The sequence below is a fragment of the Nocardioides sp. Z38_18 genome (assembly GCF_058215695.1).
Map to the genome: position 1 here is coordinate 1,969,146 of NZ_JBZAJE010000001.1, position 21,335 is coordinate 1,990,480.

The following is a 21,335-nucleotide window of genomic DNA, read 5'->3' on the forward strand; positions in this document are numbered from 1 at the left end:
TCCCCATGGCCCGGATCTCCCTCTCGCGACTCCCGGGAGACAGGGTCCTCGTCGTCGCCGACGGGGTTGAGCGCGAGCTGACGACGGCCGAGCTGCCGGCGTACGTGCGCGAGCACGAGGCGGACCGGCCGCGCTGGGTCTGGGACGACACCGCCCGGTGGTACCCGCCCCTGCTGGCGGCCGGGGTGCGGGTCGAGCGCTGCCACGACCTGCGGCTGTGTCACCAGCTGCTGCTGGGGGCACCCGCCGTGGACGCGGGGTTGCTGGAGGGCCCGCAGTCTGAGCACTGGGACCGGCTCGGGCCGGCGACGCCTTCCGATCCGGCCCTGTTCGCCTCTGACGACGTCACCGAGCACCTGCGGGCCGACCTCGAGGACGCCCGTCAGCTCGCAGCGGTGGCGGTGTCGAGCGAGCCCGCTCGGCTCGGCCTGCTGCTGGCGGCGGAGTCCTCGGGTGCCCTCGCAGCGGCCGAGATGACCCACGCGGGTGTGCCGTGGCGGGTGGAGGTCCACGAGCAGCTGCTCACCGACCTGCTCGGGTCGCGACCGCCGCGCGGCGCCCGGCCGGCGGGGCTGGAGGCGCTGGCCGTGGAGGTGCGTGCCGCGTTCGAGGCGCCGAGGCTCAACCCCGACTCCAGGCCGGAGCTGCTGGCGGCGCTGCGTCGGGCCGGGCTGGACGTCGCGGACACCCGCGCCTCGTCGCTGCGCCACCTGGAGCACCCGGGCATCACCGCGCTGCTGCGTTACAAGCAGCTGGCGCACCTGTTCTCGACCAACGGGTGGGCCTGGATCGACGAGTGGGTCAGCGACGGCCGGTTCCGTCCGTCGTACCAGCCCGCCGGCTCGGCCACGGGTCGCTGGTCCTCGAACGGCGGCGGCGCGCTCTCCATCCCGGTGCAGGTCCGGCCCGCTGCCGTGGCCGACGACGGGTGGGTTTTCGTGGTCGCCGACGTCGCTCAGCTGGAGCCGCGCGTGCTGGCCGGGATGAGCGGCGACCGGGCGCTGCTCCGCTCGGCCCGGGGCACCGACCTCTACGAGGGCATGGTCGAGGACGGCGCCGTGGCCAGCCGGAACGCCGCCAAGCTGGGCCTGCTCGGGGCGATGTACGGCGCCACCCGCGGCGAGAGCGGGCGCCTGGTCGCCGGGCTGACCAAGCGGTACCCCGACGCCTTCGGCCTGGTCGAGGAGGCGGCCCGCGACGGCGAGCGGGGCGAGGTGGTGCGCACGCTGCTGGGCCGGGGGTCGCCGAGCCCGGGCGAGGCGTGGGCGCACCTCGTCGAGGACCCCTCGGTCGACCCGGACCTGAGAGCCAACCGGCGACGCACGCACGGGCGGTTCACCCGCAACTTCGTGGTGCAGGGCACCGGCGCGGAGTGGGCGCTGTGCTGGATCGCCGACCTGCGCAACCGGCTCTGGCGCCTGGGCGCGGACGGCTCCCTGGTGTCGCGGCCGCACCTGGTGTTCTTCCTGCACGACGAGGTCGTCGTACACACCCCGGCAGCGCTCGCGGACGCGGTGGCCGAGCAGACCCACCAGGCGGCGGCGACGGCCGCGAGCCTGCTGTTCCGCGACGTCGCCGTCGACTTCCCGCTCAACGTCTCGATCGTGCGGTCGTACGCCGAGGCCGGCAAGCCGGGCGCGACTCCCACCTGATCCTCAGGACGCCGACACGCAGAACTCGTGACCGTCGGGGTCGGCCAGCACCACCCAAGGGGCGTCGACCTGACCGATCTCGACGCGGGTCGCGCCGAGGGCGAGTAGTCGCGCGACCTCGTCCTGCTGGTCCGCGTCGTCCGCCGGGACGAGGTCGAGGTGGAGCCGGTACTTACCGGTCTTCGGTGGCAGCGGCGGGCCGCCCCAGGTGAGCTTGGGGCCGCCGTGCGGGGAGCGGATCGCGGTCTCCTGGTCCTGGTCCCACACCAGCGGCCACCCCAGCGCCGCGCTCCAGAAGTACCCAGTGGCCTGCGACCCGTCGCAGGCGAGTGCGCCGAGGAACCCACAGTCGGCCAGGAACTGGTTGCCGGGCCCGATCACGCAGAACTCGTTGCCCTCGGGGTCTGCGAGCACCACGTGTCCCTCCTCGGGCCGCTGACCGATGTCGATGTGCCGCGCTCCCAGGGCGATCGCCCTGTCCACGGTGCGCTGCTGGTCCGCGAGCGAGATGCTGGTCAGGTCGAAGTGCATCTGGTTCGGGACGGACTTCGGCTCATCGGTGGGCACGAACCTGATCTGGAAGCCGGTGTCGTCGGCCGGCAGCAGCGTGAGCCCGACTCGGGGATCCTCGCGCAGCTCCCACCCCAGCAGCCCCGACCAGAACCCGCAGACAGCGACGGGATCCTGGGCGTCGATGCAGAGCGCCTCGATCCGGGACGTCACTGGCCGGCCGCGACACGTTCCACGAGGGCGACCGCCTCGGCGACGGGTGGGAGCGCGGCCATCTCCTGCGCGATCGCGGCCGCCGCCTGCCCATAGGAGGGCTCGGACACGAGACTCGCCACGGCCTCGGCCACCGCGCCGATCCCCTGCGGCCCGCCCGCGACGTGGAGCCCGGCGCGGGCGGCCTGCACGTGCTGGGCGTTGATCACCTGGTCGCTGGCGAACAGCGGCACCACAGCCTGGGGAACACCCGCGGCCAGCGCGGCCATGGTGGTGCCGAACCCGCCGTGCCCCACGACCGCAGCGCAGTCGTGCATCACCTCGGGCTGGCTCCACCAGCGCTCCACCCTGGCGTTCGCAGGCAGCGGGTCGAGGTCTCCGGGATCGATCCCCGCACCCGTGGTGAGCAGCACCCGCACCGCGCTGCCGGCGAGGGCGTCCAGCACGTCGGCGTACACCGTGGCGAAGGGTCCGAGCGTGGCAGTGACGGAGCCGAAGGTGACGTAGACCAGCGGGGCCGACGGATCGCCCCAGGACTCGGGCAACGAGGCGTGGGCGGAGCTCAGTGACGCATCGTGGAACCGCAGCACCGGCGGCCCCGGCGTGCTGCCGGTGCCGTGCGCCTCGTCGAGGGATGCGGGGACGTTGGTGAGTGTCGGCGCCGCGAGCATCGCACCGGCGCCCGCTCCGGCGGGCAGCCCGGCCAGGGCGTCGAGCTCGGCGAGGGACTCCCCCACCGCGCTCAGCATGAACTCGGTCGTCTCGGCCATCCCGATCGCCACCGTCACCTGGGGGACCCCCGCTGCGGTCGCGGCGGCGAGGGACCCGAACTCGCACGGCTCGCGGAGCACCGCGTCGGGACGCCACGAGCCGGTGAGCTCGACGAGACCGGGCAGCGCGGACTGGGCGTCGAGCCGGCCGAACACCTCGCTGACCACCAGGTCGTTGGCCTCCTCGAACGACATCGAGGGCACCCGCGCGAAGGTCGCCCCCATCAGGTCGGCGGGGGCGTCGGCGAATGCGCGGTGCTCGAACCCTGCGGCGCCCACCGCGCCGGCGAAGGATTCCGGCGCCGCCACCACCACCTCGTGCCCGGCCTCGACGCAGGCCCGGGCGACCGGGACCAGCGGGCCGAAGTGACCCGCCCCCGCCGTCGTGGAGACCAGCACGCGCACCCCGCGATCATCCCACGCGACCTGCGTCCCAGCCCAGAGCTGAGTACCGGCGCGCAGTGACCTGAGTACCTGCGCGATGGTGGTGCGCCGGCGCACCGGGCAACCTGACGGTACGCCGCGACGACGCGGCCCCTCATTCCCCAGGAGATCCCATGACCCAGCAAGTCCCGCCGGTGGCGAGTCGTCCGAGGAAGTACGTCGCCGGGCTGGTGCCCGTCGTACTGGCCAACCTCGTTCTCGGCCTGCCGGCGTACTTCATCGCGTTCCTGTTCGCCTACGGCTTCCGCGACCAGGTGGGTGCCGCGGAGCACATGATGTTCATCGTGCAGATCGCGATCTTCGCGACGGTGACGGGGCTGATCGCCGCGGCCGTGACGGCGGCACGGCCCGGGCGACCGTTCGGGAGGAGGGCCGCGTTCGGCGTACTGGCCTCCCTGGCCCTGAACGCGGCCGTGGTCGGCGCGGGCAGCATCGTCAGCGCGATGCACAAGGACGAGAACTCGGTGTCCGCGGACTTCTCCACCGCGACCGACGTCCTGGTCGCGACGGGGCTCTTCCTGGTGGCCGTCGCGCTGACCGTGGCGGCGGTGCGCACCGAGCGGGGCGTGCCCACGACCTAGTGGGTCCCCTTGATCACGAAGTAGGAGCCGCGGATCGTGCCGGCGAGCTTGGACTTCTGCCGGGCGAACTTGAACCCGCTCAGCTCCTCGGGCACCTCCATCTCCTCGGCCAGCTTGAACCCGACAGCACGCTTGCCGCCGTCCTCGATCGCGTACATCACGTTGATCGAGAGGCCGGACTCGTAGAACACGTAGGCCATCCGGGTCCCGTCGACCTCGAAGGCGGTCGCCTCGAGCGGCTTCGACGCGATCACTAGGCCGCGCTCCTTGTCCAGGACGGTGTGCACCCAGTCGACGACGTCGGCGGCCTCGGCTGCGGGCGTGACGGCGAAGTCGTGGGAGTACTTGTTCTTGAAGTACCTCGCCTCGTTGGCCCTGAGCCCCGCGAGGGAGTCGGCGACGGGCGACGGCTCCAGGCCGGCCGTCGAGACGTGTTGGAAGTCGACCAGTGACGACATGAGCACTCCTGAGGATCTCGTGGGTGGAGGTGCGCTGCACCGTTGTGGAGTTGACGATCGGGAACGCGGGAGTGTGACCGTTGTGACCGATGAATCTCCACGTTGCGGACGGTCCACATCGCGTGACTACTGAAGACGACACCTCGCCCGGCTCCCCCGGCCACGAGTTCACCCGCGGCCTCTACGGGTGGATCACCCACACCGAGTTCGCCAGCGACGACCCCGAGGCGACCCGCGCCTGGGCCGCGGACGTGCTGGGCTGGGTCTTCCAGCCCTCGTTCCCCACGCCGGCGGGCGACTACTCCCTGTTCGCCTACTCCGACAGCGGCGGGGGCGGCATCCGCCGTACGACGGAGGGCGAGGCCCCCGGCGCGACCCCGTCGGTCCATGTGGAGGACACCGATGCGTCGTACGCCGCGGCCCTCGCGGCCGGTGCCGAGCCGGTGGCACCGCCGGAGACGATCATGCCGGGAGTGCGGATCGCGCTGGTCCGGGCACCGGGCGGCGTCCTGATCGGGTTCTCCGGGCCGTCGGACTGACCTCCTGTCTAGGCGAGGACCTGCCGGGCCAGTCGGTCCAGGCCGGGACCGGCAAGGTCCTCGAGCGCGGCCGGCCTGCCGGCGAGCGCCATCCCCAGCGCCTCGGCGCTGCCTCGGACGGCCGGGCCCTCGCCCCAGGCGCGGTCCACCTCGGTCGCGACCAGGCTCACCCCCTCCGCCCGGCCGGTGCCGGCCAGCGCCGGGGCCGCCCCCGTGGAGGTGAGGTAGTCGAGCATCCGCACCCACTGGTCCACGGGCACGTCCGCCTCCAGCCCCAGGGGGCGGGCGATGTCGCGCAGATGGATGCAGGTCTCGGCGAACGGCCCCATCGGCCCGACCCGGGCCGGCGAGACCTCGTCGCCCGCGTGCTGCCGGAGCAGGGTGAGGATCTCGCCGCGGTCGCGCCGCGCCAGCCGGCGGGTGACGTGGTCGACCGTCCTGTCGGTGTCGCCGCGGTGGCGCAGCGAGGTCAGGACGAAGCGACCGAAGCCGACCAGCATCGGCTGGAGGAGGTGGGCAGCCATCACGTGCACCGTCCAGCCCGGGCACAGCGTTGGAGCCCGCCACTGGTGCTCGTCGAGCGAGTCGAGCAGGTCGGCGATCATCAGCCGGTTGGCAGTGGTCAGCGCGTGGATCTCGGGGTCAGCGGTCACGACGCGGCCCCCGTTCCAGGGGGCGCCTCGACCGCGCGACGGCGTACGTCGCGGCCGAGTGCGTGCAGGACCTTGGCGGCCGTGGCGATCTCACGCTCGGTGCACTCCGGGGCCATCGCCGCGAGCTGGCGACGCTCCTCGTCGGTGACCCGGTCGATCGCCGAGCGTCCATGGCTGGTGAGGGCCACCAGCACCGATCGGCGATGGGCCGGGTTGGGCCGGGTCTCGACGAGACCGAGGGCGACCAGGTCGTTGACGTGCCGTTGCACCCCCTGCCGGGCCAGGTCCAGCCGGAGCGCGATCGCCGGGACCGTCGCGGGGCCGTGCTCGCGCAGCACCTCGAGCACGGCCCGCATGCCGACACTCAGCCCCTGGGGACGCAGGGACGCTTCCACGACCCGGGCCGAGTTCAGGACGAGCGGACGGACCTCGCGGAGCACGTCGTAGAGCGCGACACCTCGATCCAACATGACAACATTGTTGTCATCTTGGCCGGACTCCGGCAAGTGCCGTCGTACGCCGGGCAGGGCTCAGTCGCGCCAGAACAGGTGGTGGACCATCCCGCTGCTGCTGGGCACGACGTCACGGTGGTACTGCTCGAGGAGCTCCTCGGGGGTCTCCCACAGCCGGACGCCGGCGCCGAGCTCGACCGGGGCGACCGCGACGTGGAGCGTGTCGATCAGCCCCGCGTCCAGGAACTGGCGCACGGTGGTGGCGCCACCACCGAGCCGCACGTCCTTGCCGTCAGCGGCGTCCAGCGCGAGCTGCAGCACCGCCTCGGGCTCGCCCCCGACGAAGTGGAAGGTGGTGTCCCCGAGCGAGAACGACGGCCGCTCGTGGTGCGTCATCACGAAGACCGGTGTGTGGAACGGCGGTTCCTCCCCCCACCAGCCCTGCCACTCGTGGTCGGGCCACGGTCCCCGCACGGGCCCGAACTTGTTGCGGCCCATGATCTCGGCGCCGATGTTGCGGTGGAACTCGCGCACGAAGTAGTCGTCCAGCCCGCGGCTCCCCCCGGGGTCGGTCCGGTTGGGCCAGCTCGCCGTCGCTCCGGCCCAGCTCATCAGCTGGGCCGGATCGGCGTGGCCGAAGGGCCGCTCGAGGCTCTGCCCCTCCCCCGCGGCGTACCCGTCGCTGGACACCGTGAGGTTGTGCACCCGGACCATCTGCGTCATCTGCGTCTCCCCTCGCCGAACGTCGGCTCACTGACTTCTCCGACCAGCGACCGGCACTGAACTCATCGTGCCCGACCCGGGCGTGGGTGGCCATCGAGTTGTACGCCGGGGTCACAGCGGCCCTAATACGACCTGGGGATCGGCTTCGAGGTGCAGCGTCTCCAGGACGAGCAGGAGCGTGCGTTCCTCGTAGCGGAAGTGGGACTCCATCACCGCCGCGAGGCCTTCGAGGTGCCGGTGCAGCTCGGCGGTGCCCGCTGCGCGGTCCACGGCGTCCTCGAGGCCGCCGAGCAGGTGCGAGATCATCGAGTGGTCCTGGGACAGGTTGCGCAGGCTGTCGCGCAGCTCCGGGTGCTGCTCGGCGATCGCGGGGAACAAGTGCCTGTCCTCCCCCCGGTGATGTCGGTCCAGGGCGGTACAGAACCCGCGACAGTAGAGCAGCAGCTCACGCGTCGGTGCTCGTCGTACCGCCTCGTCGTCGTCCAGTGACTCCTGCACGACGCGCAGGGCCGAGCGCAGGCGCTCGTGGACCTGGCGCAGCTCGCGGCTCCATGCGAGCAGCCGGCTGTTCTCGGCCTCAGTCACGAGGAGAGAGGAAAGGGGGCAACGCCATGCGCGCGCTCCTTGTGATCCGGCGCCTCCATGCCTGACACGACCTGCCACCGACACGCGACGCTGCCGGGGAGCGTAGTGCAGCCCGCGTCTGTGTGGAAGGCGGCTGCACTGCCGGCCCCCGGGCCGCTGCCCGCCGTCGGGATACTTTGCAGCGTGTTCCACGTGATGTTCCTCGAGCCCCGCATCCCGCCCAATACCGGCAACGCGATTCGGATGGTGAGCGGGACAGGAGCAACCCTGCACCTGGTCGAACCTCTCGGCTTCGACCTGTCGGAACCCAAGCTGAAGCGCGCCGGCCTGGACTACCACGACCTCGCTTCAGTAGTGGTGCACCCCGATCTCGACGCTGCCCTGAACAGCCCCGCGCTGGCCTCCTCGCGAGTGTTCGCCTTCACCGCCCACGCGACCCGCTGGCACACCGACATCGAGTTCCAGCCGGGCGACGTGCTGCTCTTCGGCCCGGAACCGACCGGCCTCTCCGACGAGGTGCTCAGCCATGCCCGAGTCACGGACCGCCTCCGGATCCCGATGGTCCCTGGCCGCCGATCGCTGAACCTGTCGAACTCCGCAGCTGTGGTGACCTACGAGGCCTGGCGCCAGCACGGGTTCCCTGGCGCGCAGTAGGGAAGCGTTCTGGGCCGCCTCGGTGCGTCCGTCGCGGTGATAAGACGTACGTCAACGATCCCTCGCCACGAGATGCCACTGCGACAGGGACCGACCTGGAGATCGCTTAGACGGGATCGAGGTCGTGAACGCCGTTAGCGAGACACGAGAAGGGAGCTTCGCAGGTTCGCCCGTGTCGTCAAGCTTGCGGGCCACTTGTGACGGCATCGATCGCAGCGCGGAAGGAGAGCTGCCACTCGATCAACCACTCGACCATCGCGGGCCAGTGATCCTCATCTGCGACGTCTTTGAACTCCTCTGAGACGACCACGATACGGGCGGCCTTCCGTCCGGGCATGGGGTCCCAGATCGGCGTTGTCCCGAGAGCAGCTTCGAAATCGGCCCTTCGCGCCCGTAGTCCCTCGAATCGCTCGGAGTTGGCAGACGCGTCTCGGTCTTCGAAGTAGAGCTGCATAACGAGTCCGTCCCGCCGAAATGCCATTGATAGCGAGGCGCCAGGGATACCCGAGATGGTGTTGACCCAGCTCTGGTCGGATGTTCGACCCCGGGTCCAACCGGGATACTCCACACGGATGCGGTCGAGCATGGACTCCCAGAACCGACGGTAGGTGGTGGTACGAGTCGACACCTCGCCTGCGGCCGCAGTCGTCTTTCGAATCGTCTTTTCCCAGTCGTTCGGCTGGGCTACCAGTCGGAATGCAGGCGCGGGTTCGGAGTTGCCGATCCTGACGACTTCGATCTGAACACCGAAGAAACGGGTGTGGTCATCGGTCCGTTCGTTTAGCCAATCGATTGCCGCACGGTGCTCGGGCCGAAAGTCCGTCGCGATCCACACGATCGTGGTCGGATCCGTACCCGCGGCGTAGGTCAGAATCTGACCGAGATGAGTGTGATCCGAAACCTCCAGCTGGTTCTCGACAATCACCACATCGTTCGTCGACTGGTCGTAGCCGATCAGGTCGAGGCTGAAGTCGCCCACCGGGTGTTCGGCCCGTTCAAGTAGGAGGTCCATCCCGAGGAGGTCGGACAGTACATCGACGTTCGCGAGTAGCCACGGTGTGAAGTCCAGTGCTTCGTGGGGCCACACGTCCCTGGGTTTGACGATCTCGAGCCGACCAAGTGAAGACGCGACTGTCATGGTGCAGACCATCTCATGCGTCGTTGGCACACGAAGGGGGCGCAGCCAGATTCATGCCCAGCCGGATCGCGACCAAGAGCTCATCACGCGCGCCGGCTCTCGGCGAATGGCGCGCCGATTCAAAGCTCGGACGTGCGGCACCTGGGTGCAAATGGGGTCTCGATTGCCATGCTTGGCATTGTTGCGCTGAGCGCACGAGCAAACTCCGGTAAGTGGGCCCGAAGACGGTGGTATGACGCACGCCAAGGGTGGTGCTTCGACTCTGACCTCGTGCTGGTGAACCCAGAAGGAATCATCGGAATGCGGTAATCGCCGGCGCAGGTCTGCTCTCTCGAACAAACTGGCACTCGCTGAAGGGAAGTGCATGGTGAGTTTGAGGCGAGACAAGCCCAGTCGGACCGCGTCCGAGGATCTCCGAGCCCTCGCGGAGGAGACCCTAGGGCGAGGTCTATTGATGGTCGAGGTAGGGCGATTCAAGCGGAGTTCGGCTCCCACTGAGCTTTGTAGGCTGCCGCGGGAAGTACTTGTTACCAGCGCCCAGAAGACGCTGGACAGGACCTCGTCGCTTGATCTCGACGCATGGCTTCAGGCCGCGACCGATATCCATCGGCGCAGGATAGAAGGCGCCCGCCCCATCTATCGCGGGCCCACGGTCAGCCGTTGTACACGGTGCGGCAGCGTCTTACCCACCGGCGCCATCTGTTCCTGCACCGCGTCAGAGAACTCGGGCCGTCCTGGAGCGTGACAGCTCGCCAATGGCAGGTCCGGCTGAGATCTCCGAATCAGCCACTTACAGCTCGCCGTGCACTGACGGCGGGAAGACGCGTCTCGGTTGCGCACCGACATCTCCTCTGCGGCGCGAACCGATGACGGTCGACAGCATCCCGATCGATGTCGATATCCTCGTCTACTTGGGAAGCCAGGCGTCCTCACCCAGAATGGAGGTTTTCTGACCGCATGAAGTTCGAAGACGTCAATCTGCTGGACCTGGGAGAGGAAGACCTTCTTCTCGGCGTCGAAGCGTGCAGTCTCTCCGTTCTCATCCGCGGTCGCAACGCGTGGCATAGCACTTGGGTTCGACACTGGTTCCAGAACAGCCACCTATTCTCCGACCATCGTTCAGCCCAACTGGGCGCCGAGCCGCTGCGAGCACCCGGCAACGTGTTCTATGTCTACGACGTGCCTGCGCTGCTACTCGTCGGGAGTAGTGCGCGGCTCGCTGTGATCGACGGGATCCGGGGTGAGCCCTTCAAATACTTCACGGGATTCAAGGAGGAGTTGGTCAAGAGTGCCTACGGGTCGTACCTCAAGGGGGTCTTCCCGGGTATCACGATGCATCAAGCGGTGGTGGCGTTCAATGAGCGCTCAGAGTGGTGGGAGAGCCCTGCTGGAATCAACAGTCGGGTGCGGTTTGGAGCCGTCCCCAATGACGCCGAAGTGACGGTGCTGCCGAGAGGCAAGTTCAGGTCGTCGACCTCCTACCCTCGGGGGTCGAACTACTACCTGGGCTGGACGGCGAATGACGTCTCCTTGCCGAAGGTCGGTGCCCGAACGCAAGCAAAGGCCTGGTGCGACCTCGTCGATCAGGTTTCTGGTGTCGACCGTCGGGCTTCAGGCGAAGAACTATGGGCCACCAGCAAGTCGCGAACGTCACTCGCGAGAACGCTGGCACAGCACCGTGCTACAAGGCTCAACGCCGTCGGTTCGGCTGACTTGATTCGCGTCAAATACCGCTCGGCCATCGATGAGGCGGAGTCGCTGATGCAGGCAGCGGAACGCAAGCTTGACGACCTTCGAGAATCCGAGGAGCAAGTCCAAGACGAGGTCTGGGACGCTGAGTCCTTCGCGAAAGATCCATGGGGGTCGATGGGAGGGCTGGGCATCAGTTCCATGGAGATCAAGCAGAAGCGAGAGCGTGCCCTAAACGCGGCATTGCTACTGGATCAAGCACGCGATAAGTTGCAGGCTGTCGAAAAGGCGGTGGAGGCCGCGGAGTCCGGGTGGTTGGAAGCCCTCCGCCTATACCGCGATCTGCAAGCAAGCCCGCCCGCCTAGGGCCGGCCCCATAGCAGCCGGCGCAATGAGCCAGACGAGCCGTGGTGGGCTCCGGCTCTTGCGCCGCTTCGCGGTGGAGTCGACGCAGCGCCCGCGCTCTGTCTGGTTAGACGCCGGCGACGTAGGCGGTGAGGAAGTGGACGCCGTGCCGATCGAGGTTGCCCCGGGCGCGGTCGTAGTGCTCGGTCGTTCGCGGGTCGGCATGTCGAGCGAGGATCTGGGCATCGCGAAGAGGGACGCCAGCGTCCAGGGCGTTGGTGATCGCTGCATGCCGCTGCGAGTGCGGGCTGATGTGACGGGGAATGCCCGCCGCCTTCGCGACTCGCAGCACCATCCGGTAGACGTCCCGGCGGTCGATCGGCCTACCTGAGAGCGGTCGGAGGACAAGTCGCCCGTTGGTTCGTTCGCCGCGACAGGCTTCCAGAACCCGCAGGACTGGGACGGTCAGCGGCATGGTGGCGGGCTTGTCGCCCTTCCCGACCAGATGCAGAACGCGGTGGCCTCTGAGGGTCTCGGCGTAGTCCTCAATCTGAACCGCGGCAGCCTCTGAGGCCCGGAGGGCGTTGATGCCCAACAGATAGGCCAGGGCACCATGGTGAACGGTGATGGTCTGGGCGATCTGAAGGAACCGGATGAGCTCGAGTCGGTCCAGCCCCTGGGTTCGGGACTCGTCGCTGTGGATCTTCGGTAGCCGGGCGTAGACGGCAGGGTCGGCGGGGATCAGGCCGTCGATGTGGGCGAACCGGAAGAACCCGCGGACGCCGTGCATCAGGTATTCGTCGAGGACGCCATAAGACCGGCCTCGCCCAGACTCCGGATGTAAGCTCAACGTGAGCGCGTTGGATTCCCACCAGCGGGTCCAGGCCATTGGCTTCGCACCACTCGAACCAGCGGCGCAGTTGGTAGGAGTAGAGCTCGTGGGTGTGTCCCGCATACCTGGCGAGGAATGACACCGCAGCCAACTGCGCGGTGGTCATCGACATCGGCTGGAACGGCAAGAGCCGCGTTGGGTTGGACATGGAGCACCTCATGCAACGACTCAGCGCGAGGCCAGGCCGCGCTCGCCGCAGGCACGACCAGACGCTCGAAGCTTCGACGCTAACCCGGGCTGAGCACGGCCGTAGGCGGTGGAAGGACGCACCTTCGCGGATGCCCAGATCGGGTGGATGCGGTCGGCCAAGAGTTTCGCAACTGCCGGAAAGGCGATCAGGGCTTCGTGGCGCGGCCGTCAAGCCAGAGTGTGTCGGACTCATCGCGGTGGCTGCCGGATGAATTGACGTGCTTGTTGCCGATCTTCGGCCCACTCTTGATCACGCGCACCATCGCCATCGCATGCCCGTGGCCAAGCCCATACTCGGACTTGAGCCAGGCCGCGATCTCGCCGGCCTTGGTGTCCTCGCGAAGTCCATGGTCATGTGCCTGGTCCATGATCTGACGCGGCGTGAGGCCGGTCTTCTCCTCGACGTTGTCCAAGTACGCCTGGAATGACATGCCGCTCCTCTCGTCGTCGGGCGACATGCCCGCTCGGATCTTCGTAAAGGTAGACCTGCGCCGGCACCGCGGTTCATCGAAAAGCGCATCGGAAAACAGTGTTCCTAGACTGCAGCGGTGGCAGCGAGCGACGAGGGGGCGCGTGCAGCGTTTCGCCGCGGCATGAAGTTGGGTGTCCCGTTCGCGGTGGTCGGCTTCCTGCTCAGCCTCTCCTTCGGCGTTCTGGCCCGACAGGCAGGATTCAGCGTCGCGCAGGCCGTCACCACCTCGGTGATCGTCTTCGCCGGTTCGGCGCAATTCGCCATGCTGTCCGTGGTCGCTGTCGGAGGAGGTATTCCCGCCGCACTGACCGCGGCGAGCTTGATGAATGCGCGGTTCCTGGCCATGGGTGTTGCACTGGCGCCATCGTTGCCGGGTGGTCCGTTGAAACGGGCTGCGCAGGGACAGACTGTCGTCGACTCCTCGTGGGCGCTCGCCAATCGCGGCGACGGCACCTTCGACCGGTGGCTGCTCTTCGGCACGACCGTCCCGCAGTACGTCACCTGGGCGCTCGGCTCGGTCGTGGGCGCGGTTTTCGGGGACGCGCTTGGCGACACGCACCGTCTCGGCCTCGACGCGATCTACCCCGTCTTCTTCCTCTCGCTGCTGATCGCGGAGCTCCGGGATCCGACATCTCGCTGGGCGGCCATGGGCGGGGGGCTCATCGCCCTTGCCCTGGTGCCGATCAGTCCCCCGGGCATCCCCATCCTGGCCGCGAGCACCGCGGCGCTCATCGGTCTGGCGCGGAGGCCGGCGTGACGCTGACCTACACCCAGGTCTGGGTCCTCATCCTCGGGTGCGCCGCCCTGACAGCACTGATCAAGGCCTTCGGCCCGGTACTCCTCGGCGGCCGAAAGCTGCCGCCATGGTTCACCCGCGTGATCGTGCTGATGGCGCCGACTCTTCTGTGCGCACTCGTCGTGACCGCGGTGTTCGCCAGCGGACGCTCATGGTCCGTAGGTGCCCACACGGTCGGCGTTGCCGTGGCCGGGCTGATGCTCTGGCGACGCCACTCGCTGGTGCTCTGCGTCGTCGTCGCAGTCCTCATCACCGCGGGGCTGCGGGCGATTTGAGGTCCCAGCGCTAGGCGAGGTCCGGCGACGCCTGGGTAAGAACCGTGTGCAGAGAACGCCCGCCAGATCCTCTTGGGTTACCGGCGGTCCGGGGCTGAGCGGCCACGTTCGAAGGACGTTCCGCTTGCGGGATGGAATGGACCAGAGCGTCGGAAGGCAAGACAGTTGTCAGTCGTAGGCGGTGGTAAAACGCACCTCGACAAGTAGGGAGCACATTGGGACAGTTGTTGTCTCTAACCACCATCCGTAAAGTGAAGCGCTCATGAGCATAGGCGGCGTGCAGGTGCCACAAGCACGGGTGGCGGTCCTCGTCGATTGCGACAACGTCTCGTGGCAGAAGGCTGCAGCCATCGCGGCTGAGGCCGCCACACATGGACTCGTCGGCGTCAAGCGCGGATATGGCGACTGGGGAAGCCCTTACTTAAAGGGATGGCGCTCAGTCCTGGTGAGGCTGGCGATCCAACCGATGCAGCAGATCGCGTACGTGCCAGGCAAGGGAGCCACCGACATCGCGCTCGTAATTGATGCGATGGATTTACTGCACGCCGGACAAGTCGACACCTTCTGCCTGGTCGCGAACGACAGCGACTACACGCGCTTGGCCATGCGGCTTCGAGAGGCTGGAAAGCGCGTCGTGGGGATCGGGTCCAAGAGCGCGGCCGCATCGTTCAGTAGCGCATGTGATCGCTTCACCTTCTTGGACGTGCTCGCCGGCGCCGATGACATCGAAATGGAGATGCAGACGGCAGAAGAGCAGCCTGGCACCCACCTCAGCGAAGCGGCCGAGGAATCAACGATGGAACCTGCGGCACCTGCAGCTGGCGACGTTCCCACTCTTGCGGAGATGCTGCGAGCCGCAGTGTCGTCACGACTCGAAGATGACGGCTGGGCGCTGTTGTCCACAGTCGGACACCAACTCGTTGCGAACCATCCGACTTTCGACTCTCGCAACTACGGATATCCCCGACTTGGTCTGCTCGTGCGCGACCAGCCCTTTGTTGAGGTGAAGGAGGTTCCGGGCCCCAGCGGCAACAAGTTCCTCCATGTGCGACTCCTTGGTGATTGAGTGGCTCGTCCGAAGGCACCTTTGACACATCTCGACTCCGCGATAATTACTTCGATGCCGTAGCCCCACGTAGGGCTTCGTCAGAGTTGGTTGGCAACATCGCCTCATGCGCACGCGAGTTCGCTCTGCCCCGACCGTTGAAATTTGGGAACGGAGGAATGTTGCCGCGTTTCGCAGTGGAGTGAGCTACACCCAGGAACCTCCACCCCACCCCGAAAACCTCAGCCCACTCCCCCGTCCACCAGCCGCGGGTCCAGGTCGGCGTACCGGTGGAACCAGGGCTGGGCCTCTTCCATCTGTGCGGCGAGCTGGAGGAGGAGGCTGTCGGCGCCGAGGCGTCCTACGAGCTGTACGCCGAGGGGGAGGTTGTCGGCCGTCCAGTGGAGGGGGACGCTGATCGCGGGGCGACCGGTGAGGTTGGCGAGCTGGGTGTAGGGGACCCAGCCGATGTTCTCCTGGACGATCTGGTCGAGCATGCCGGAGGCCGCGAGTGCCTTGCCTCCGCGCACCTTGGCCACGACGCGGGCTGCCTTCTTCAGGCGGTCTGGGGTGTCCAGGGCGCCGATCTTCAGCGGGGCCTGCGCGAGCGTCGGGGTGAGGAACAGGTCGTAGGTCTCGTGGAAGGCCGCGAGCGCGTGGATGTAGGAGTTCACGTTCGCCAGCGAGGCCAGCAGCGCGCCGACTCCTGCTGAGCGGCCCAGCTCGGCGCACCCCAGGGTGTCGGCCTCGAAGGCGGAATCGGGGGCGCCGAGGCGCTTCTTGATGTCGGCGACCTGGCCGTGGAGCTGGGCGAACCAGATCGTCAGGAAGTCCCGGGCCAGCGCCTCGTCGTCGTGCGGCGGCGTGACCTCCTCGACCTCGTGGCCGAGCTCGGTGAGCAACCGGGCGGCGCTCTCCACGGCGGCGACGGCCTCGGGGTCCGGGTTCGCGTTGATCGCCGAGGTGGCGCAGTAGCCGATCCGCAGCTTCCTCGGCGCCTGCCGGATCGCGTCGGTGAAGGAGATGGCGGGCAGCTTGCCCTCGTAGCCGGTCCGCGGGTCGGGGCCGGTGATCGCGTCGAGCATCCCGGCGCTGTCGCGCACCGTGCGGGAGACCACGCCCTGGGTCACCATCCCGAACATCACCTCGCCGCTCTGCGGCCCGTACGGCGTCAGCCCGCGGCTGGTCTTCAGCCCCACCAGGCCGTTGCACGCGGCGGGGATCCGCACCGATCCCCCGCCGTCGTTCGCGCCGGCAGCCGGCACGATCCCGGCCGCCACCGCCGCGCCGGAGCCACCCGAGGAGCCGCCGGGAGTGTGGTCGAGGTTCCACGGATTGCGCGCGGGCCCGAACAGCTCCGACTCGGTGACTCCCTTGGCGCCGAACTCCGGGGTGTTCGTCTTTCCGAACACGACCAACCCGGCGTCCAGGAATCGCTGCGTCACCAGGGCGTGCCGGTCGGCTACGTCGGCCCGCAGCGAGCGCGACCCGTTCGAGGTCGGGAACCCGGCGTACTCCTGGGCGAGGTCCTTGATCAGGAACGGCACCCCGGCGAACGTCCCGGACAGGTTGGGGTCGGCCGCCTGCGCGTCCGCGACCCCGGCCAGCGGCGCCACGACGGCGTTGATCGCGGGGTTCACGGCCTGCTGCCGCTCCCGGGCCAGCGCGAGCAGCTCGGCGGGCGTGACCTCCTTGGCGGCGACGTGCTCGGCCAGCGTGGTGGCGTCGGAGGTGAGGTACTCGTCCATGTTCATGCGCGGAGCCTAGGACCGATCTCACAATCAGGAGTGACGCCGGGCCAGACGGGGTACCCCGTCATCCATGAAGATTCTGCGCACAGCCTCCGCCATCGGCGTGGCCAAGACCGTGTTCGACCAGGCCCGCAAGCCCGAGAACCAGGTCCGGATCAAGAACGCCGTCGACGCCCTGCGGGGCACCGACAAGAGCAAGGAGTCGCGGGCCCGCCGCAAGGCCAAGGCCAAGTCGCGCCGCTCGCGCTGACCCGCGCCAGCGTGTGGTTCCCCACCTACGGCGTGGGGAACCCGGTTCTGTCGGTGGCCTCTCCTAGCGTTGCCGCATGCGCATCCTGCACACCTCCGACTGGCACCTGGGCCGGTCGTTCCACGGCGAGGACCTCCTTGCTGCGCAGGCGGCGTACGTCGACCACCTGATCGAGACCGTCGAGGCCGAGCAGGTCGACCTCGTCGTCGTCGCCGGCGACGTCTACGACCGCGCGCTGCCTCCCGTGGACGCGGTGGCCCTCGCCGACGACGCCTTCACCCGGCTGGCCGCCTCCCGGGCACGCGTCGTGGTCACCAGCGGCAACCACGACTCCGCGCGCCGACTCGGGTTCAGCTCCCGGCTGGTCGACGCCGCGGGGGTGCACCTGCGCACCGACGCCGGCCGGGTCGCCGAGCCGGTGCTGCTCGCCGACGAGCACGGACCCGTCGCGGTCTACGGCATCCCCTACCTGGAGCCCGACGTGCTCAAGCATGCGTGGGAGCTGCCCAAGCGCTCCCACCACGCGGCGCTCGCCGAGGCGATGCGGCGGATCCGTGAGGACCTCGCCACCCGCCCCGCGGGCACGCGCTCGGTGGTGCTGGCGCACGCCTTCGTCGCCGGCGGTGTCCCCAGCGAGAGCGAGCGCGACATCGCGGTCGGCGGCATCTCCGTGGTGCCGACCGAGCTCTTCGACGGCATCGACTACACCGCGCTGGGCCACCTGCACGGGCGCTCGGTGCTCACCGACTCGGTTCGCTACAGCGGCTCCCCGATCGCCTACTCCTTCTCCGAGGTCAACCACCGCAAGGGCTCCTGGCTGGTGGACCTCGACGCCGAAGGCTCCGTCCAGGCCACGTTCGTGGACGCTCCCGTCCCGCGGCCGCTCGCCTGCCTGACCGGCACGCTCGAGGAGCTCCTCACCGACGCCCGGTTCACCGCGCACGAGCAGTCCTGGGTCCAGGCGACGCTCACCGATCCCGTGCGCCCCACCGCCACGATGGACCGGGTCCGCAGCCGGTTCCCGCACACCCTCTCCCTCCGGTTCGCGCCCACGGGCGGTCAGGCGGCTCCGGGACAGACCTCCACCCAGGGCAGGTCGGCCCACGACGTGTCCCTGGACTTCGTACGCCACGTGCGCGGCGCCCCCGCCACCCAGGAGGAGTCCGACCTGCTGCGCACCGCCCTGGAGTGCTGCTCCGAGGACCCCGACCTCGTCGCGAACCTGGACAGCGTGGTGAGCAGCTGATGCGCCTGCACGACCTGTCGATCACCGCCTTCGGTCCCTTCGTCGAGACGGTCCACGTCGACTTCGACGAGCTCGCTGCCGGAGGCCTGTTCCTGCTCACCGGCGACACCGGCGCGGGGAAGACGAGCGTCCTGGACGCGGTCTGCTTCGCGCTGTACGGCGAGGTCCCCGGCGACCGGCACCAGGCCCGCCACCTGCGCAGCGACCACGCCGACCCGACCGCCGAGGCCCGCGTCGTGCTGCGGCTGAGCATCGGCGAGCGCACCTTCCGGTTCACCCGCTCCCCCGCCTGGGACCGGCCCAAGCGGCGCGGCACCGGCACCACGAAGGAACAGGCCCGGGTGCTGGTGGAGGAACAGCAAGCAGACGGTTGGACGACCCACACCAACAGGCTCGACGAGGCCGGCCAGCTGGTCTCCTCCCTGCTCGGGATGACCTGCACCCAGTTCACCCAGGTCGCGATGCTCCCCCAGGGGCGGTTCCAGTCGTTCCTGCGCGCGAGCTCGACCGAACGCCACGCCGTCCTCCAGCGACTGTTCCGGACCAAGCGGTTCGCGGACGTCGAGACCTGGCTGGCCGACCGGCGCACCGGACTGCGGCGCCGCTGCCAGGTCTGCCACGACCGCACGGCCGGGGTGGTCAACCGGCTGCAGGAGGCGGCCGCGGTCGGCGTACCCGAGGGCTGGGACCTGCACGACCTCGACCCGCTGGTCGACGACGGGGTGCTGGTGGGCTGGGCCCACGACCTCGCCCGGGACGCCGCTGACCACGCACGCGAGGCCGAGCTGCTGCTCAGCGGCGCCGACCTGCGTCTCCAGCAGGCACGTCAGGACTGCGAGCAGGGGCAGCGCGTGCACGAGGGCCGCACCCGTGGCGAGCGCGCCCGGCGCAACCTCGTCGAGCTGGCGGAGACCGCCGACGTCGAGGCCGAGCTGACCGAGTCCGTCGACGCACACCGTCGCGCCGGCTCCGTGCTGCCCCTCGCGCTCCAGGCCGAGACCGCCGCGGAGGCCGCCCTCACCGCCGACGTCGCGGCCGGTCGTCACCTCGTCGCCGTGGCGCCGCTGCTGGGCACCACAGCCGAGCAGGTCCGTTCCGAGGCACTGGCCAGGGCCGCGTCCCTGGCCAACGAGGCCAGGGCGGTGGCCGAGACCTGGCTGCCGCGGGAGGCCGAGCTCCATGACGAGCGCAACCGGCTGCGGATGCTGGCGGCGCAGGTCGCGGGCACCGAGGAGAAGATCGCCACCGCCGAGCAGGAGCACTCCGAGCTCGAGGTACGACGCGAGTCCCTCCTGCCCGCGCTCGAGGAGGCCCGCGAGGCAGCATCGGGTGCCGCGCACCACGAGCAGGCGGTGGCCACCGCCGAGGCAGGCGTGGAAGCAGCCGGCCTGGTTCTGCAGGTATCCGCCCGGCTGGGCGAGGCCAAGACCCTCCTCGAGGAGAGCGTGCACCGGGCCCAGGACCTGCGCGACCACTACCTCGACGTCCGCGAACGCCGCATCTCCGGGATGGCTGCCGAGCTGGCCGTGGGGCTGGCGGCCGGGTGCTCGTGCCCTGTCTGCGGCAGCGCGGAACACCCCTCCCCCGCCACCGCCACCACGACGGCGAGCCGCGCCGACGAGGAAACGGCCCGGGAGCGTCACGAGACCGCCGACTTCGAGCGTCTCGCCCGCCAGGAGGCCGTCTCCGCGCTGGCCTCCCAGCTGGCTGCGGCCCAGGCCCGCAGCCAGGGGCACGACCTCACTCACTGGGAGCAGGCGCTGTCCGAGGCCAACACCGCGCTGCACGAGTGCCGTCAGACGGCGCGGCGTCTCGCCCGGCTCGAGCAGGAGGCGACCGCCCTGGAGCGGCGCGACCGCGAGCTCACGTCGACGCTGGCGGCCTCCCGCGCCACCCTCGAGGCCACCCGGGCGCGCCACCTCGAGGCCACCGAGCGCTGCGAGCCACTCGCCGAGCAGCTCAGCGAGCTCATCGCCGCGCACCCCGGGACCCACTCCGTCACCGCGCTGGTCGAGCAGCACACCGGGACGGCCCGCGTCCTGGAGGAGGCCCGCGAGGCGCTGACCGCTCACGACCGGGCCGGTCGTGAGCTGCAGCGAGCCGCCGAGGCGGCCGAATCCGCGGCCGTCGCAGCCGGCTTCGCCTCCCTGGCTCAGGCACTGGCGGCCGTGCTCCCGGGAGGAGAGGCCTCGGCCCGCACGGCACGGCTGGACGCAAGGCGTGCCGCCCGCACCGCCGCCGAGGGCGTCCTGGCCGAGGAAGTCGTCGTCGAGGCGCTCGCGGCTCCCGCCCCCGACCTGGAGGTCCTCGCGGACGCGGTCCGTGAGGCCGATGACGTCCGCGACCACGCGCACGCGGCTGCCCGTCAGGCGACGCAGCGATGCACCCGGCTGACCGCTCTCAGCGTCGAGCTCGACCGCGAGGTCACCGCGTGGCTGCCCGTCAGGCAGGAGCACGCCGTCACCGCCGGGCTCGCCTCCCTGGTCGAGGGACGCAGCGCAGACAACCAGCTCAAGATGCGGCTCTCCGCCTACGTTCTCTCCGAGCGGCTGCGGCAGGTGGTCGCCGCGGCCAACGAGCGCCTCGGCGACATGACCGGCGAGCGCTACCTGCTGGAGCAGGTGGACGAGAAGGGCGCCGGTGAGCAGCGCGGCGGCCTGAGCCTGCGGGTCCGCGACGAGTGGAGCGGCAAGCGTCGCGACCCGGCCACGCTCTCCGGCGGGGAGACGTTCCTGGTCTCCCTGGCCCTGGCCCTCGGCCTGGCCGACACCGTCTCCCACGAGGCCGGCGGCACCCAGCTGGACACCCTGTTCATCGACGAGGGCTTCGGCGCGCTGGACGCCACCACCCTGGACGCGGTGATGGACACCCTGGACTCGCTGCGCGACGGTGGCCGGGTCGTCGGACTGGTCAGCCACGTCGCCGAGCTGCGCAACCGGGTGCCCGCACAGCTGGAGGTGCTCAAGGCGCGCCGGGGCTCCACCCTCCGGCTCTCGCTGGCAACTGGCTAGGG

22 protein-coding genes are annotated in these 21,335 nt (G+C 69.5%); 11 read left to right on the top strand and 11 right to left on the bottom strand.

Features of this window, described 5'->3' with window-relative positions:
- Positions 1 to 5: 5 nt before the first annotated feature.
- The gene (locus AC4BGC_RS09530; protein WP_490555331.1) at positions 6 to 1,652 is read left to right on the top strand and encodes a bifunctional 3'-5' exonuclease/DNA polymerase; all 1,647 of its coding nucleotides are present in this window, start codon (positions 6 to 8) and stop codon (positions 1,650 to 1,652) included.
- 3 nt (positions 1,653 to 1,655) lie between these two features.
- Here AC4BGC_RS09530 and AC4BGC_RS09535 read toward each other — a convergent pair whose 3' ends face one another.
- Together AC4BGC_RS09535 and AC4BGC_RS09540 are read right to left on the bottom strand one after the other, a co-directional pair.
- Positions 1,656 to 2,375: a VOC family protein gene (locus AC4BGC_RS09535; protein WP_490555332.1), complete on the bottom strand. Its 720-nt coding sequence runs from the start codon at positions 2,373 to 2,375 to the stop codon at positions 1,656 to 1,658.
- Positions 2,372 to 3,550, bottom strand: a complete 1,179-nt coding sequence (locus tag AC4BGC_RS09540; protein WP_490555333.1) for a glycosyltransferase — start codon at positions 3,548 to 3,550, stop codon at positions 2,372 to 2,374. The genes AC4BGC_RS09535 and AC4BGC_RS09540 overlap by 4 nt, the downstream gene beginning before the upstream one ends.
- Before the next feature lie 152 nt (positions 3,551 to 3,702).
- On the opposite strand from AC4BGC_RS09540, the gene AC4BGC_RS09545 reads away from it, so the two are divergent.
- On the top strand, positions 3,703 to 4,170 hold the full coding sequence (locus AC4BGC_RS09545; RefSeq protein WP_490555334.1) for a hypothetical protein: 468 nt from the start codon (positions 3,703 to 3,705) through the stop codon (positions 4,168 to 4,170).
- Here AC4BGC_RS09545 and AC4BGC_RS09550 read toward each other — a convergent pair.
- The gene (locus tag AC4BGC_RS09550) at positions 4,167 to 4,628 is read right to left on the bottom strand and encodes a DUF8821 family protein (RefSeq protein ID WP_490555336.1); all 462 of its coding nucleotides are present in this window, start codon (positions 4,626 to 4,628) and stop codon (positions 4,167 to 4,169) included. The genes AC4BGC_RS09545 and AC4BGC_RS09550 overlap by 4 nt on opposite strands.
- Positions 4,629 to 4,750: 122 nt before the next feature.
- Here AC4BGC_RS09550 and AC4BGC_RS09555 point away from each other — a divergent pair, with 122 nt between their 5' ends.
- The gene (locus tag AC4BGC_RS09555; RefSeq protein WP_490555337.1) at positions 4,751 to 5,167 is read left to right on the top strand and encodes a VOC family protein; all 417 of its coding nucleotides are present in this window, start codon (positions 4,751 to 4,753) and stop codon (positions 5,165 to 5,167) included.
- Between the two features lie 8 nt (positions 5,168 to 5,175).
- Here AC4BGC_RS09555 and AC4BGC_RS09560 read toward each other — a convergent pair whose 3' ends face one another.
- The 4 genes from AC4BGC_RS09560 to AC4BGC_RS09575 all read right to left on the bottom strand — a co-directional run bounded on the left by AC4BGC_RS09560 (position 5,176) and on the right by AC4BGC_RS09575 (position 7,580).
- Positions 5,176 to 5,820, bottom strand: a complete 645-nt coding sequence (locus AC4BGC_RS09560) for a maleylpyruvate isomerase family mycothiol-dependent enzyme (RefSeq protein ID WP_490555339.1) — start codon at positions 5,818 to 5,820, stop codon at positions 5,176 to 5,178.
- Positions 5,817 to 6,290, bottom strand: a complete 474-nt coding sequence (locus tag AC4BGC_RS09565; RefSeq protein ID WP_490544073.1) for a MarR family winged helix-turn-helix transcriptional regulator — start codon at positions 6,288 to 6,290, stop codon at positions 5,817 to 5,819. Before AC4BGC_RS09565 ends, AC4BGC_RS09560 begins: the two co-directional genes overlap by 4 nt.
- A 60-nt stretch (positions 6,291 to 6,350) precedes the next feature.
- Complete coding sequence (locus tag AC4BGC_RS09570; protein ID WP_490555341.1) at positions 6,351 to 6,995, bottom strand: dihydrofolate reductase family protein; 645 nt, start codon at positions 6,993 to 6,995, stop codon at positions 6,351 to 6,353.
- A gap of 111 nt (positions 6,996 to 7,106) precedes the next feature.
- Entirely contained in the window at positions 7,107 to 7,580 is a 474-nt protein-coding gene (locus AC4BGC_RS09575) for a hemerythrin domain-containing protein (RefSeq protein ID WP_490555343.1), read from the bottom strand.
- Positions 7,581 to 7,685: 105 nt separating this feature from the next.
- On the opposite strand from AC4BGC_RS09575, the gene AC4BGC_RS09580 reads away from it, so the two are divergent.
- Positions 7,686 to 8,234: a tRNA (cytidine(34)-2'-O)-methyltransferase gene (locus tag AC4BGC_RS09580; RefSeq protein WP_490555344.1), complete on the top strand. Its 549-nt coding sequence runs from the start codon at positions 7,686 to 7,688 to the stop codon at positions 8,232 to 8,234.
- A 178-nt stretch (positions 8,235 to 8,412) separates the two neighbouring features.
- Here the strand turns inward: AC4BGC_RS09580 and AC4BGC_RS09585 are convergent, their stop codons facing one another.
- Entirely contained in the window at positions 8,413 to 9,372 is a 960-nt protein-coding gene (locus AC4BGC_RS09585) for a DUF4268 domain-containing protein (RefSeq protein WP_490555345.1), read from the bottom strand.
- A gap of 957 nt (positions 9,373 to 10,329) precedes the next feature.
- Between AC4BGC_RS09585 and AC4BGC_RS09590 the strand changes: the two genes are divergently transcribed.
- Positions 10,330 to 11,427, top strand: coding sequence for a hypothetical protein (locus AC4BGC_RS09590; RefSeq protein ID WP_490555347.1), 1,098 nt, complete (start codon positions 10,330 to 10,332; stop codon positions 11,425 to 11,427).
- A 106-nt stretch (positions 11,428 to 11,533) separates the two neighbouring features.
- On the opposite strand, the gene AC4BGC_RS09595 is transcribed toward AC4BGC_RS09590, so the two are convergent.
- Both AC4BGC_RS09595 and AC4BGC_RS09600 read right to left on the bottom strand, forming a co-directional pair.
- Complete coding sequence (locus tag AC4BGC_RS09595) at positions 11,534 to 12,196, bottom strand: tyrosine-type recombinase/integrase (RefSeq protein ID WP_490555348.1); 663 nt, start codon at positions 12,194 to 12,196, stop codon at positions 11,534 to 11,536.
- 437 nt (positions 12,197 to 12,633) lie between these two features.
- Positions 12,634 to 12,918, bottom strand: a complete 285-nt coding sequence (locus tag AC4BGC_RS09600; RefSeq protein WP_490544067.1) for a DUF4287 domain-containing protein — start codon at positions 12,916 to 12,918, stop codon at positions 12,634 to 12,636.
- A 117-nt stretch (positions 12,919 to 13,035) separates the two neighbouring features.
- On the opposite strand from AC4BGC_RS09600, the gene AC4BGC_RS09605 reads away from it, so the two are divergent.
- The 3 genes from AC4BGC_RS09605 to AC4BGC_RS09615 all read left to right on the top strand — a co-directional run bounded on the left by AC4BGC_RS09605 (position 13,036) and on the right by AC4BGC_RS09615 (position 15,096).
- Positions 13,036 to 13,716, top strand: coding sequence for an AzlC family ABC transporter permease (locus AC4BGC_RS09605; protein ID WP_490555349.1), 681 nt, complete (start codon positions 13,036 to 13,038; stop codon positions 13,714 to 13,716).
- Positions 13,713 to 14,030, top strand: coding sequence for an AzlD domain-containing protein (locus AC4BGC_RS09610; RefSeq protein WP_490544065.1), 318 nt, complete (start codon positions 13,713 to 13,715; stop codon positions 14,028 to 14,030). Before AC4BGC_RS09605 ends, AC4BGC_RS09610 begins: the two co-directional genes overlap by 4 nt.
- Positions 14,031 to 14,292: 262 nt before the next feature.
- Positions 14,293 to 15,096: an NYN domain-containing protein gene (locus AC4BGC_RS09615; protein WP_490555351.1), complete on the top strand. Its 804-nt coding sequence runs from the start codon at positions 14,293 to 14,295 to the stop codon at positions 15,094 to 15,096.
- A 221-nt stretch (positions 15,097 to 15,317) separates the two neighbouring features.
- Here AC4BGC_RS09615 and AC4BGC_RS09620 read toward each other — a convergent pair whose 3' ends face one another.
- Positions 15,318 to 16,829 carry an amidase gene (locus AC4BGC_RS09620; protein WP_490555352.1) on the bottom strand — a complete coding sequence of 504 codons (1,512 nt, stop codon included), beginning with the start codon at positions 16,827 to 16,829 and terminating at the stop codon, positions 15,318 to 15,320.
- 67 nt (positions 16,830 to 16,896) lie between these two features.
- Between AC4BGC_RS09620 and AC4BGC_RS09625 the strand changes: the two genes are divergently transcribed.
- The 3 genes from AC4BGC_RS09625 to AC4BGC_RS09635 all read left to right on the top strand — a co-directional run bounded on the left by AC4BGC_RS09625 (position 16,897) and on the right by AC4BGC_RS09635 (position 21,333).
- Entirely contained in the window at positions 16,897 to 17,076 is a 180-nt protein-coding gene (locus AC4BGC_RS09625) for a hypothetical protein (protein WP_490544062.1), read from the top strand.
- A 76-nt stretch (positions 17,077 to 17,152) separates the two neighbouring features.
- On the top strand, positions 17,153 to 18,322 hold the full coding sequence (locus AC4BGC_RS09630; RefSeq protein ID WP_490555354.1) for an exonuclease SbcCD subunit D: 1,170 nt from the start codon (positions 17,153 to 17,155) through the stop codon (positions 18,320 to 18,322).
- The gene (locus AC4BGC_RS09635; RefSeq protein WP_490555356.1) at positions 18,322 to 21,333 is read left to right on the top strand and encodes an AAA family ATPase; all 3,012 of its coding nucleotides are present in this window, start codon (positions 18,322 to 18,324) and stop codon (positions 21,331 to 21,333) included. The genes AC4BGC_RS09630 and AC4BGC_RS09635 overlap by 1 nt, the downstream gene beginning before the upstream one ends.
- The last annotated feature ends 2 nt before the right edge of the window (positions 21,334 to 21,335 follow it).